Origin of the sequence: Planktothrix paucivesiculata PCC 9631, assembly GCF_900009265.2 — a bacterium.
In the GTDB taxonomy this organism is placed as follows: domain Bacteria; phylum Cyanobacteriota; class Cyanobacteriia; order Cyanobacteriales; family Microcoleaceae; genus Planktothrix; species Planktothrix paucivesiculata.
In genome coordinates, this window is record NZ_LR735029.1 from 62,012 (window position 1) to 75,908 (window position 13,897).

Annotated in this window: 8 protein-coding genes; 4 read left to right on the plus strand and 4 right to left on the minus strand. The window is 39.7% G+C overall.

What is annotated here, in order from left to right; translation table 11 throughout:
- Window positions 1-5: 5 nt before the first annotated feature.
- Complete coding sequence (gene gltB, locus PL9631_RS24955; RefSeq protein ID WP_083624644.1) at window positions 6-4,601, minus strand: glutamate synthase large subunit; 4,596 nt, start codon at window positions 4,599-4,601, stop codon at window positions 6-8.
- Window positions 4,602-4,840: 239 nt separating this feature from the next.
- Here gltB and PL9631_RS24960 point away from each other — a divergent pair, with 239 nt between their 5' ends.
- From PL9631_RS24960 to PL9631_RS24970, 3 genes are all read left to right on the plus strand, one after another.
- Window positions 4,841-5,080 carry a type II toxin-antitoxin system HicB family antitoxin gene (locus PL9631_RS24960; protein ID WP_027249394.1) on the plus strand — a complete coding sequence of 80 codons (240 nt, stop codon included), beginning with the start codon at window positions 4,841-4,843 and terminating at the stop codon, window positions 5,078-5,080.
- 301 nt (window positions 5,081-5,381) lie between these two features.
- Window positions 5,382-5,945, plus strand: a complete 564-nt coding sequence (locus PL9631_RS24965) for an EF-hand domain-containing protein (protein WP_083624646.1) — start codon at window positions 5,382-5,384, stop codon at window positions 5,943-5,945.
- 162 nt (window positions 5,946-6,107) lie between these two features.
- The gene (locus PL9631_RS24970; protein WP_083624648.1) at window positions 6,108-10,760 is read left to right on the plus strand and encodes a beta-propeller domain-containing protein; all 4,653 of its coding nucleotides are present in this window, start codon (window positions 6,108-6,110) and stop codon (window positions 10,758-10,760) included.
- 37 nt (window positions 10,761-10,797) lie between these two features.
- Here PL9631_RS24970 and PL9631_RS24975 read toward each other — a convergent pair whose 3' ends face one another.
- The gene (locus tag PL9631_RS24975) at window positions 10,798-11,217 is read right to left on the minus strand and encodes a Uma2 family endonuclease (RefSeq protein ID WP_083624650.1); all 420 of its coding nucleotides are present in this window, start codon (window positions 11,215-11,217) and stop codon (window positions 10,798-10,800) included.
- A gap of 49 nt (window positions 11,218-11,266) precedes the next feature.
- Window positions 11,267-11,878: a recombination mediator RecR gene (gene recR / locus PL9631_RS24980; protein ID WP_083624780.1), complete on the minus strand. Its 612-nt coding sequence runs from the start codon at window positions 11,876-11,878 to the stop codon at window positions 11,267-11,269.
- A 206-nt stretch (window positions 11,879-12,084) separates the two neighbouring features.
- Here recR and PL9631_RS24985 point away from each other — a divergent pair, with 206 nt between their 5' ends.
- Window positions 12,085-12,576, plus strand: a complete 492-nt coding sequence (locus tag PL9631_RS24985) for a redox protein (protein WP_083624651.1) — start codon at window positions 12,085-12,087, stop codon at window positions 12,574-12,576.
- Window positions 12,577-12,786: 210 nt separating this feature from the next.
- Here the strand turns inward: PL9631_RS24985 and PL9631_RS24990 are convergent, their stop codons facing one another.
- Complete coding sequence (locus PL9631_RS24990; protein ID WP_083624653.1) at window positions 12,787-13,818, minus strand: protein kinase domain-containing protein; 1,032 nt, start codon at window positions 13,816-13,818, stop codon at window positions 12,787-12,789.
- Window positions 13,819-13,897 lie beyond the last annotated feature (79 nt).

A 13,897-nucleotide genomic window follows, 5' to 3' on the forward strand; every position in this document is an offset into this window, starting at 1 on the left:
AACATTTAACTTCCGCCAACCCGCGCCACATCACGGGAATTCGCTTCAAACGCCGCCGTTAACGCATCATCCCCCGTTAAACCGGATTTTTCAGCCTCTTTTAATGCTTCTAAAACCCGCTTATAATCCCGGGGAATCACCTTAACAAATGTTGGAATCATTTCTGTCCAATTTGCCAAAATTTTCAACGCTTTCTGACTCTTGGTATACTCCGCGTGTTTAGCAATAAGTTGATAAACCTGATTAATTTCTTCCGGGTCTTCCAACTTTTCTAAATCCGCCATAGACGTATTGCAACGGGTGGCAAAATCTCCGGTTTCATCAAAGATATAAGCAATACCGCCACTCATTCCCGCCGCAAAATTACGTCCGGTGGCGCCCAGGACAACCACCTTACCTCCGGTCATATATTCACAACCGTGATCTCCCACGCCTTCCACAACAGCATTCACGCCGGAGTTACGCACCCCAAAACGTTCACCCGCTAACCCCCGGATATAGACTTCCCCAAGAGTTGCGCCATATAAGGCCACATTGCCGATAATAATGTTGTCTTCAGGGATAAAGGTGGAAACTGCCGGAGGATAAATAATAATTTTACCTCCGCTTAATCCCTTGCCTACATAATCGTTAGCATCCCCTTCCAATTCTAACGTCACCCCTTGAGGCACAAACGCCCCAAAACTTTGACCCGCACTGCCTTGGAAATGCAGATGCACCGTATCTTCCGGTAAACCTTGCCAATGGTTTTTGGTGATTTCATTGCCTAAAATCGTTCCCACCGCCCGGTTAATATTTTTAATCGGTAAGGTAGCTGTAACCTTCTCACCTTTCTCAATAGCAGGTTTACACAGATCCAGTAACACGGTGATATCCATCGATTTATCTAAACCGTGATCCTGGGGAATCTGACAATAACGGCCGATATCGTCCCCAACTTGCGGTTGATAAAGGATTTTAGAGAGGTCAATTCCCTTAGCTTTCCAATGGTCAACAGCTTTCTTGCCTTCCAAAATATCCGTGCGTCCCACCATTTCCGTTAAGCTGCGGAAACCCAACTGAGCCATGATTTCTCGGACTTCCTGGGCGATGAACTTCATGAAGTTAACGGTATACTCAGGATCACCGGAAAAGCTTTCGCGCAGTTGGGGGTTTTGGGTGGCAATACCCACAGGGCAGGTATTCAGGTGGCACACTCGCATCATAATACAACCCAAGGTAACTAACGGTGCAGTTGAAAAGCCAAATTCCTCGGCCCCTAACAATGCCGCCACCACCACATCCCGGCCGGTTTTCATCTGACCATCGGTTTCCACGGCAATCCGCGATCGCAAATTATTCAACACCAGAGTTTGATGGGTTTCCGCCAACCCCAACTCCCAAGGCAGTCCGGCGTGTTTAATCGAAGTTTGGGGAGATGCCCCCGTCCCACCATCAAAACCGGAGATTAATACCACATCGGCATGGGCTTTAGCTACCCCCGCAGCAATGGTTCCCACTCCGACTTCCGAGACTAATTTCACACTGACCCGCGCCGCCCGGTTAGAGTTTTTCAGGTCGTGGATTAATTCAGCCAAGTCCTCAATGGAATAAATATCGTGGTGAGGAGGGGGGGAAATCAAACCCACCCCCGGAGTTGAGTGGCGGACTTTAGCAATAGGCGGATAAACCTTGCGTCCGGGAAGTTGTCCCCCTTCTCCGGGTTTAGCCCCCTGTGCCATTTTGATTTGAATTTCCTTAGCTTGGGAAAGGTACAAACTCGTTACCCCAAACCGACCGGAGGCGACTTGCTTAATAGCGCTATTTTTCGAGTCCCCTTGTTCGTTTGTCCAGGTGTAACGTTCTGGGTCTTCGCCGCCTTCCCCTGTGTTAGACTTACCACCAATCCGATTCATGGCGATCGCTAAGGTTTCATGGGCTTCCTTAGAAATCGAGCCATAACTCATCGCCCCGGTTTTAAAGCGCTTCATAATTGCTTCAATGGGTTCGACTTCTTCTAATAGAATCGGTTGACGATCTTTAAATTCCAATAAGCCGCGCAGGGTAAAATATTTTTGGTTTTGCTCATTCACTAACTGGGCGTATTTTTTGAACAATTCATAATCTCCCAGGCGCACTGCTTTCTGTAAAGAATGAATCGCTTCCGGGCTTAATAAATGGGCTTCTCCTTCCTTACGCCATTGATATTCACCACCCACATCTAGGGTATGGGTTTTATCTCCGGGTTGGTTGGGGAAAGCGTGGGTATGGCGGATAATTGCTTCTTGAGCAATAATATCTAAATCAGCGCCTTCAATCCGGGTAGCTGTCCAACTAAAGTATCGATCAATCACTGATTGATTTAAACCAATGGCTTCAAAAATTTGGGCACCACGATAACTTTGTAAAGTGGAAATACCGATTTTTGAAGCAACTTTAACCACCCCTTTTGTGGCGGCTTTGATGTAGTTTTTACAGGCGGTTTTATAGTCCACACCGACTAATAATCCTTGCTCGATCATGTCGTGGATACTTTCAAACGCCATATAGGGATTAATCGCACCACAGCCATAACCGACTAAAAGGGCATAATGATGGACTTCTCGCGGTTCACCGGATTCTAAAATAATTCCTACCCGGGTGCGAGTCCCCTGACGAATTAGATGGTGATGTAAACCGGATACCGCTAATAAAGCCGGGATGGGGGCATTGTTGGAATCAACACCGCGATCGCTCAAAACTAACAGGTTCACCCCGGCTGCAATTGCTTCGTCAGCCTGGGCAAAAATCCCTTCCATGACCGCTTCTAACCCTTTTACCCCATCTTTGGGGTTAAATAGAATTGGCAGGGTAACGGCTTGAAAACCGTCTTCATTAACAAATTTGAGTTTAGCTAATTCTTCGTTACTCAGAATGGGGCTTTTGAGTTCGATCAGGTGGCAACTTTCCGGTTCGGGTTTTAATAAGTTGCGTTCAGACCCGATAGTAGTTTCGGCTGAGGTGATAATTTCTTCCCGAATGGAGTCAATAGGGGGGTTTGTTACCTGAGCAAACAGTTGTTGAAAATAATCATAAAGCAGTTTCGGGCGATCGGATAACACCGCCAACGGGGTATCAGTTCCCATCGAACCCACCGCCTCAACGCCATCCCGCGCCATTGGCGTTAATAATAGGCGCAGATCCTCGAAGGTATAACCGAAAGCCGTTTGTAGCTGAACTAACCCATCCGTAGACGCACCATCGCTGGTTTCTACGGGGTCTTTCAGGTTGGCTAATTCCACCATATTCTGGTTGATCCAGTCCCGATAGGGCTGTTCCGTAGCGATTTTGGTTTTAATTTCCTCATCGGCAATGATCCGCCCCTGTTCCATATCCACCAGGAACATCCGCCCGGGTTGTAACCGACCTTTATGGGCCACCCGCTCCGGTTCAATAGGTAGGACTCCGGCCTCGGAGGCCATAATCACCAAATCATCCTTAGTGACATAATAGCGGGAGGGTCGTAAACCGTTCCGGTCAAGGACAGCACCCATCATTGTGCCATCGGTAAAGGCAATAGAAGCCGGGCCATCCCAAGGTTCCATTAAGCAGGAATGGTATTCATAGAAGGCCTTTTTCTCGTCACTCATGGACTCGTGGGCCGTCCAAGGTTCGGGGATCATCATCATCACCGCATGGGGAAGCGATCGCCCTGCCAAGACTAACAATTCTAGGGCATTATCAAAAATAGTAGAATCGCTACCGTTAATATTAATTACGGGTTTAATTTTTTTCAGATCCTCCCCAAACAATTCCGACTCAAACATCGACTGGCGGGCGGTCATCCAGTTAATATTGCCTCGCAGGGTATTAATTTCGCCGTTATGGGCAATATAACGATAGGGGTGGGAACGTTCCCAACTGGGGAAAGTATTGGTACTGAAGCGCGAGTGAACCAACGCTAAGGCACTTTCCATATCGGGATCATGGAGTTCGGGGTAATAATCACCCACCTGTACAGGCATCAACATCCCCTTATATACCATTGTCCGACAGGAGAGACTCGACAAATACAAATAGGTGTCAACTTGTGTCACCCGGATCTCAGTATGGGCCCGTTTACGGATCACATACAGTTTCCGTTCAAAGGCCAAATCATCAACTAAGCCCGAACCCCGTTGAATAAACACCTGCTGCATGAAGGGTTCACTCATTTTAGCGGTATTTCCCAGGGAGGAGTTATCCGTCGGTACGTCCCGCCACCCTAAGACCTGTTGACCTTCATCCGCCGCAATTTTCTCAAATATCCGGCGACCGCTTTCCCTGGCGTTGGTATCGGGGGAAGCGTACATCATCCCGACGCCATACTGACCGGGTGCGGGGAGGGTAATATTCTCCGCCGCGGCCACTTTTTTCAGGAACTTGTGGGGGAGTTGCATTAAAATTCCCGCCCCGTCACCCGTATTGGTTTCCGCACCACAGGCGCCGCGATGGTCGAGGTTGAGGAGAATAGTTAACCCCTGTTCCACAATATCGTGGGACTGTTTACCTTTCATCTGCACAATAAACCCGACCCCACAGGCGTCGTGTTCAAATTGTGGATCGTATAAACCCTGTTTTTCGGGGAATGTGTGAGTATTCATGGCAGTCAATTTCAGGTTATGAATGTAGATACCTAGGGCTTTACAGTCTCCGAGGGCAACAAAGGCCCATTAAGGGAGGGAAAAACCTATTATGTCAGCTTACCTTGGTTCAGGGGAGTTGTGGGGGAGTTAGGGGGGTTGGGGAAAACAAAAAATTGTTCTGTTTGTTGGGATACATTTGGACTAAATAGAATGATGCCGAGGTAAAATTAGGTAGATTACTAACAAGTTAAAAACTTATGGATAACAATAATAAACAGGTTTACAATTATACAGTGATTCTGCAAAAAGAACCCGAGGTCGGTTATCATGCTTTTTGCCCTATTCTAAAAGGTTGTCATTCTCAAGGAGATTCTTTTGAAGAAGCCATTGATAATATTACAGAAGCGATTGAATTATATATTGAAAGTTTAAGGGCTGATGATCAGCCAATTCCTAGAGAAGATTTAATTGTTAAGCCCTTAAGGATCTTAGCATGAGTAATTTTCCAAGCGTCAAAGCTAAAGACTTTATCAAAGTTATCGAAAATTTGGGTTCTAATTCATCCCCCAAAAATAATCAATAAGACCCAGAAAATAATCCAGAATCTATTGAATCTAATCCCAAATTTCTTGAACTTTAAACCGTAGTAAGCCCTTCAGGGCTTTCTGAGTCCTAAAGGACTCACTACAAACAATTACACAATTCCAGTTAATGGGACTTAAACAAAAATAAGGAGCTAAATATAGCAATCCGCGCCGAGGTTGTGGAAAAATTCCATACTGATATGTTAATCTAGGTATGTTAATTAAGCAAAAGGAAAAAGCATTGTTAAGCGAATATCATAGAAAAAAGTTACTGCATCACTTTTACTGTCTGGATGCAGATAGTTCGGGCTTCATTGGCAAAGAAGATGCTGAGATCTTTGCTGAGAGATTTGCCGATCTCCGTAGCGCAGAGCTTGGTTCAGATATTCACAAAGATTTGTTGTTTAAGTGGCTTGATGTTTGGGAGAATTTTTGGTCTAAAGCGGATTTGGATGGAGATGGTAAGGTTAATCCCGAAGAATTTTGTCAGGGCATAGAAGAAGCGGTTTCAAATCCAGATTACAACGACCCTTTAATAGAGACTTTGTTTGACATTGTTGATTTAGACAGTGATGGTCACATCTCACAACAAGAGCATCGTCTCTTTTTCAGTGTGTTTGACCTAGATGCTGAAAAATCAGCTTTGGTCTTCTCCAAACTTGATATCGACCAGGACGGCATTCTCTCTAAAAAAGAGTTTGTTTCTGCTAAGAGAGAATTTCTAACTGAAAAGGAACCCGGTGCTGTAGGTAACTGGTTTTGGGGTTCTGTGGAGTAATGCACGCCATGATTGTGGTGGAGTTAGGGGGGTTGGGGAAAACAAAAAATTGTTCTGTTTGTTGGGATACATTTGGACTAAGTTGAGACTGAGTTATAGTTACGCTATCTTGTCCAATACAGAGTTACAATCCTACTTAACCTAGTGCAAGGTAGATTTAACATGAATCAAGATCTTCAAAAAATTAAGTCTCAACTTGATCAAGGCACTGAACAAGAAAAATTGTTAGCTTTGTCAAAGGCTCTGAACTATGGAGAAGAAGGTTTAGAGTTATTCATTAATTACTCTTTAAAAGCTACAGATAGAATTAAACAGTCTGCTTATTGGATTTTACATGGCTATAATCCTTATTTAGCCAATAACACCAGTAATAAAAATATCAATCCTGCTGACACTATAACTTGTTTAGCAGTCAGCCCTGATAATAAGCTATTAATTGGGGGAAGTTGGAAAAAACTCTGGATTTGGTACTTGAACACAGGAGAAATCTGTCATAGCTATGAAGCGCACGATAGCTGGATTTTATCAGTTGCTATTAGCTCAGATGGCAAGAAAATTGTTAGTGCTAGTGCTGATAAAACGATTAAGATTTGGAATCTTAGCCCTTGGCGACTTGATCATACTTTAAAAGAACATACCAGTTGGGTTAATGCTGTTACGATTACCCCGGACAATGAAACTATTGTTAGTGGTAGTGCTGATAAAACGATTAAACTCTGGAATTTACAAACCGGAAAATTATGCAAGACCCTTAAAAATGAACAAGAGTTAGGAATTGTATTAAGTTTAAAACTTGATTCTACAGGCAAATGTTTATTCTGTGGAAGTGCAAATAACAAGATAACGATTTGGAGTTTAAACAACCATACATTAGTTAAAACACTGGAAGGACATTCAAATTGGGTTCAATCACTTACTTTTATTCCAGATGAAAATAGTTTAATTAGTGGTAGCCGTGATGGTATTGTTAAATATTGGAAGCCTAAAAATAAATCTAATCCATCTCAATATGATAATGTACAAAAAGCTTTAATTAGTGTTTGTGATATTGGATTTACTGTGTCTGCTTTTACAGGAAATTGGTGGTTAGCTGCTCCAGCGTTTATTGCAGGTGCAGTAATTAAAGCATCCCCTGATCCAGATGAATATGTTTTAAAAAAATTAGCTCTTGTTCGCAGTAAAGAATTTTATCCGCAGGGAATTAACTCTTTGATTAAAGACTCGCAGAAAGAATGTATTATTAGCTGTAGTGATGAGTCAATTCTCAAAAAATATAATTTAAAAGATAAAAATCTTGAAATTTTCTTAAAAGATGATTCTAATTTTATTAGTGCTTTAGCAATTAGTTCTGGTCACAAAATTATTGTTACTGCCAGTGAAGATTGGGTAACGCTATGGGATACTAATACTGGAGAAGTTTTGCATCCCATCAAAGGATGCTCTTACCAAAAATTGAGCAAATTAACTATTAACTCACGCAAGTTAGAAAAAATTTATTGTGGAGAATCGCAGCAATTTACAATCCAAGGGTTTGATCAGGATGGTTCAAAACTCTCTCTTAATCCTAAAGATATTATTTGGGAGTTTTCTACAAAGTCACCTGTGGGAACTATAGAAAATGGTTTATTTACAGCCGGAAAAATCGAAGATTATTTTGAAATAGTAGCTCGTGTTGGTAAATTTAAAGTATCTGTTTCTATTACTGTTATTGAGCCTCCTAAAGTGACTAAATTAGAGGTAGATCCCTCATCTGCTAAACTTCAATTTAATCAATCTCAAAAATTTAGATGTAAAGTATTCGATCAACGTCATCAAGTAATGCTTAATCAAGCTATTTCTTGGAAAGTTAGTTCACCCAATGCGGGAACAGTTGATAAAAATGGTGAGTTTAAAGCAGGTAAAAAAGCAGGAAAATTTGAAATCATTGCTTCAGCAGGTGGTAAAGAAGAAAGAGTAACTATTTATGTAATTAAACTTGATAAATTAAAATTTACAAAATCAGTATCAGAACTTAAGTTTAAAGAATGTTTTCAATTTGAAGTTAAAGGAATAGATCAATATGGAGATGATATAAAACTTGAAAAAATTACCTGGGAAATTAGCCCAGAATTTGCTGGAAAAATTGATCAATATGGTTATTTTACGGCAGGTGAACAAGAAGGTATAGTTAAAATAATTGCTTCAGCTAAAGGCATAAAAGAAAGCCTCAATATTTCTATAATTGAATCTTCAAAACTTTATAAATTGGAATTTATAAAATTAGTATCAGAACTTAAGTTTGAAGAAAGTTTTCAATTTGAACTTAAAGGAATAGATCAATATGGAGATGATATAAAAGTTGAAAAAGTTACTTGGAAAGTTAAACCAGAATTTGCTGGAATAATTGATAGAACGTCCGGCTATTTTATAGCAGATAAGCAAAAGTTAGACACAGTTCAAATAATTGCTTCAGCCCAGGGTATAGAAGAAAGCGTCACTATTTCTATACTTGAGCCTTCGATACTTGCTGGTATACGAATTGAACCGTCATCTGTTACATTAAAACCTGAAGAAAAGCAAACGTTCTTTGTGATTGGTGTAGATCAATACAATAATGATTTTCCGATTAATAATCCAAAATGGAGTGCAACAGATGGTTATATTAATGGTTTTGGTCTGGTCGCAGATTATCGGGCTGGGGTAGATCAAATAGGAAATTCTGAAGTTACTGTTACTGTCGGAAAATACACAGCTAAAGCTAGTATTCATGTACCTTCTATTCTGAAACGTATAGAAATATCTCCTAAAGAAAAAGAATTAAAACCTGATGAAGAATATACTTTTTCTGTAACTGGATTTAATCAAGTTAATCAAAATATTCCTATTGACAGAGTTAAATGGAGTAGTACAGCAGGTGGAACAATTAATAATCAAGGTGTATTTATTGGAGGGTATAAAAAACGGGAAGTTACTATTACGGTGGAAGTTGGTAATGTAAATGATACCGCTCAGGTGATTCTTCTTCCTGTTTTAAGGAAGTTAAAAATTAATCCTAGTTTTGTTTATCTCGAACTCATAGGAAAACAACAATTTATAGTTAAAGGGTTGGATCAATTTGGTAATAATATTGATCCTGGTAAAATTGAGTGGACAACAACAGGATGCAAAATTGATCAAAATGGATTATTCAGTGTAACCAGTAATGCTCAAGGTTATTTTCAAGTTACTGCTACATCGAAGTTAACTCCAAAGTATACTAAAAATATGAGAATGTTTCTTTTAGATGTAGGAGTTTCCAGTTTAGTTTTATCGTGGTTAATTTCTTTAACTCCTGTTTTAGAAGATTTATTCGCTTTAAATTCTGATGAAAATGCTTACCTAGAAGAAACACTAGAAGATGATGACCAATCTGATATAGATTTGCTTCCTTCTATCGAAGAAAATACTAATGACGTAGTATTAGAAGAAAGTTTAGATGAGCAACTGGATGAAAATCAAGATATCAATTCATCATTGTTAGCTCAAGAGCTTGATATCCAGATTAATGAAGAACGTTTAGCACTTATAAAAGATGAAGAATCTCCAATTATAGATTTTGATGTAGCCTTAGAAAATTGGTTATTTAATAAATTATTAAAATTAATAGCTCGTTGTTTACGATTTATTGGTCGTTGGTGTATTAATGAAGCGACAAGCAGCTTAAGTGCAACGGCGGATGTTTTTGTGTTAGCGGTTCAATATAATCCTTATCGGTATTTGGAGTGTCTTCATACTTTAAATAATTATTTGGAAGATGATGCACCTTATAACAAAATTAAAAATAAAAAGTATTATTATACTAATGAATTCATCCCTGTTGCAATTACACCAGACGGGAAAAAACTGGTTAGTGGCTGTAATTATAGTATATATGAGTATGATGAAACTCATTATTTTAATGCTATAAAAATTTGGGATTTGAATGACGGACAACTACTCGATTTATTAGAAACTAAATCTAATAATTATTATAATCATTATTATCATAATCGTAGTATTACCATTACCTCACATGGGGATAAAGTTATTATCAGTGGAAGAAGTTATTATGAAATTTATAAAGGTTCTTACGAGACTATCTGGAAAACCAATATAGAAGTATGGCATTTGAATAGGAAAGAATTTTTAAACTCTATTGAGATTGAGTGTGATCATGATAATGGTTATCATTTAATAGCAATAACTCCTGATGACATTCAGCTAATTAGTGTTGGAGTAGATGTTATTAATTTTTTTGATTTAGAAACAAGTGTTTTAATGAAAAAACTAGAATTTAATCGAAACTTTTTTGCTCACAAATCTATTGCTATTACTCCTGATGCACAAAAAATAATTACCGCCAATAAAATTATTAAAGAATATGACTTGAAAAATGGGAAGTTGCTTTCTATAATAGGAATTGCAAGCACTAATAATTATCATTTAACTATTACTCCTAATGCAGATCGACTAATCAGCACTGATGGTAAAAATATTAATGTTTGGAATTTGAAAGAAAAAACATCCAAACCATTACTTACTATTGAAAGTTCTTTACCTTGGGTTGGCACTCTAGCGATTACACCTGATGGTAAAACATTGGTTTTAGGGGGTGGTGATCACTATTATTCTCAATCCAAATATCAATTAGTTATTGAAGTCTGGAATTTAGAAACAGGAACATTACTTAGTTCTATTAAGAATTGTTCTAAATCTGTTTATTCCCTTGCAGTTACGCCTGATGGCACAAAAATTATTAGCGGACACGGAAATGGAACGATTAAAGTTTGGGGAATACCAGAGTTATCCGATGTATAGTTCATCCCCAGACCCTACAAAATTTATTGTCGCCGAGTCATCGCCATGGTTGACGCGAGATATCAATTAACCAAGCTAATTGTGTTCCGTTACTGAGACAGTGGAGAATCTTCTTCTGTAAGTCTAAAGTATTTTGATCCGGTGAGCGAATTTCAATTAACCAATCTGGCGCTCCGTTAAATGGCCCGTCTTCATCGGCAAGGCGATCGCAATTAATAATAGCAACATCGGGTACAGGTGAGTAGGGAGGCACCAGACAGCGTAACTCTTGCACCGCCTCAAACTGATCGGTATGCTGATTAATATAATTAACGAGATTGCGTTGTAACCTTGAGTGAAACAGCGTTGGCATTGGTTTTTGAATCGCTTGGCCATTAATTAATTCCCATGCGGGAGAAGCCTCAATATTAGGTTGAGAGAGAAACTCTGGAAGTGGGATTTTTGCGACTGACTTCATAATTTTTGAGATAAGACAGAAACCCGATTTCTGGGCGGCTGGGTATTCTTTAATCTAACTCTCGCCGCCCTTCTAAGGCCCGGGCTAAGGTGATTTCATCGGCATATTCTAACTCGCCGCCCATCGGTAAACCAAAGGCAATTCTAGTGACTCTGGTAAAAGGTCTTAATAGTTGACCTATATATAATGTTGTAGTTTCCCCCTCAATACTGGGACTAATAGCAATAATCACTTCTTTAATGTGTTGTTGACTCACCCGACGCACTAGGGGTTGAATGGTTAATTGTTCTGGCCCAACCCCATCCATCGGGGAAATGACACCGCCCAAAACATGATATTTGCCCTTATATTCCCGGGTTTTTTCTAAAGCGATGACATCCCGGGAGTCGGAGACCACACAAATTGTATCGGGGTCGCGTTGGGGGTTGCGACAAATATCACAAACGGGTTCAGCCGAGAGATGAAAACAAACCTGACAAAAACCGACTTGCTGTTTCGCATCCAATAACGCCTGAGCTAAGGCTTGCACATCTTCATCGGGACGCTTAATAATATGAAGCGCTAGGCGTTGGGCGGTTTTTGGCCCCACACCGGGTAAATGCTGTAATTGCTCAATGAGTCGAGCTAAGGGACGAGTATAAACCGTCGGACTGCCTCCAATTCCAAACCGTAGTAAGCCCTTCAGGGCTTTCTGAGAGAGTCCTTTAGGACTCACTACATTTTACCTTAAAAATTCCCCCTCTCCTTCTCGCGCCATCTATTCGGTTTCCGCATGGAAATTATGCTCAATGGGTTTTGATTGTTTGAACAAGTGTGACTAAGCTAGGGATAACCCACAAAAAAACGAATCCTCTAAACAAAATCTGTATGTTTGAATTAATCCCCTTTCATAAATTCCGTGATACCCCCAGTGTCCGTTTTTTTGATATTACTATTGCCAATTCAAACGCCCGTGATTTAGTATTCCATGAGGGGCCAGCCATTAGTCCGAATAACACCGAAACTGGATATTGGCAATTTTATCTTCATCCCCATCAAGAAGATAATTTGTTAGCGGTGAGTGGGGGACGTACTTTTTATTTAGTTAATTTTGCTTGGAAAGATCCCTATCATATTGTTAGATTAGATGCCAACCGTCACATTTTGAGGATTCCCCCCGGAACCTTCCATCGTTCTGTTTCTGACCCTGATGGTTCGTTGGTTTTAAATCAAGCCGTTAGAACCGCAGAAGCTACTATTCAAAGCGAGTTTCGCGTTTATAATAGTTTTGAAATTCCCCGTTTGCTCAGAGTGACTTCTAAGTTCGGCCCGGAACCTATTCTACACGGTTTTGATCACGAAGAACGACAAGCGGCTTAAATTAGCAACTCAGTCATTCCGCTATAAAAGTAAAAGAATGGCTGGGGATGCAAATAATTGAGATTATTCAGTTTAGTCTGCTAAAACGATAGTTAAATAGTCAGGAAGAATCAACAATAGTTATTTTTAAGTTGAGTCCCAGAGACATGATTTAAAAATAGGGATTTTTCCTGAATCGGGTTTTTGAGTTGTTTTTGTAGGAAAATTAGACTATAGACCTAAAAATTTCCTGATTTTACTCAGTATTCCCCTATTAAACTCTGAAGGTTGATTCTGGAAATTAATTTCAACATTCATAAAATTAATATTATTTTTTTTCTCAGTTTGTTTTTTTTTCTCAGTTCGTTTTAAATCCACTTCTGCTAAACATTGCAAGATTTCTTGAGTATTTTGAGGGCGATTTGCCAGAAAAGAAGCCATTAAATAATCAATGAAGGCAGCCAATTCATAAGAAAGATTGGGCGCGCCTTTTCCCCATAATAATTTTCCAGTGCGAGGATTTTCTGGATAAGCAGTGGGAGGTTTTCCCGTTAATAAATAAACAAAGGTTCGTCCCAGGGCAAAAAAATCAGATTGAGGGAAAGGTTTCCCCGCCCATTTTAGAGTTAGAGAACATCCAGGGGAAACAAACCCTGTTACCCTTTGCATCTTAATAAAGGCGTCTCTCTCTGAAAGTTCTTCCTGTATAGCTCCAAAATCAATTAATACTAATTGTCCATTGGGTTTCCTGATAATATTTTGAGGCTTAATATCCCGATGGAAGTATTGCAAATTATGAACTTGCTCTAGGATCTTAGTCAGTTGTTTTAGCCATTCCAAAGCGAGTTCTTGACTGATGGGTTCTTTTTTCCGCTCCTTCATCCAGTCTTGTAAATTTAGCCCTTCAATTTTCTCTATTACTAAACAGTGGAACACTTCTTCGCTCCCCTTGGGAAAATGGGTAAAATATCCATCAGAATCAACTTTAGGAATTCCGGGATGATTAATTTGACTCAAAACTTCTGCTTGTTGTTTCAACAAAGCGACTCCTTTACGATTGTTTTTTAATAAAACTTTTAGAACCTTAACTTTCCCTTGATCATCAATTTCAAATGTTTTGATAAAATCTCCGCCTCCCAGTTGTTTAGTCACACGATAACGTCCTTGCAGCAAAAGATTAGAGCCACATTGACGACAAGTGTGATGATTCTCGTTTGCTGGATCTGTTGGATTTGGACATTGAGGATTAAGGCAATAACTCATAACGAGAAAACCTCAAGCGAGATGACTAAATTAATTATACTCTGGAAAATTTATTATTTCTAATAAGCTTAATATTTAA

Coding starts and splice junctions, on each gene's coding strand:
- PL9631_RS24970 (WP_083624648.1), top strand. CDS start 6,108: ATGAATCAAGATCTTCAAAAAATTAAGTCTCAACTTGATCAAGGCACT.
- PL9631_RS24965 (WP_083624646.1), top strand. CDS start 5,382: ATGTTAATTAAGCAAAAGGAAAAAGCATTGTTAAGCGAATATCATAGA.
- gltB (WP_083624644.1), bottom strand. CDS start 4,601: ATGAATACTCACACATTCCCCGAAAAACAGGGTTTATACGATCCACAA.
- PL9631_RS24990 (WP_083624653.1), bottom strand. CDS start 13,818: ATGAGTTATTGCCTTAATCCTCAATGTCCAAATCCAACAGATCCAGCA.
- PL9631_RS24960 (WP_027249394.1), top strand. CDS start 4,841: ATGGATAACAATAATAAACAGGTTTACAATTATACAGTGATTCTGCAA.
- PL9631_RS24985 (WP_083624651.1), top strand. CDS start 12,085: ATGTTTGAATTAATCCCCTTTCATAAATTCCGTGATACCCCCAGTGTC.
- PL9631_RS24975 (WP_083624650.1), bottom strand. CDS start 11,217: ATGAAGTCAGTCGCAAAAATCCCACTTCCAGAGTTTCTCTCTCAACCT.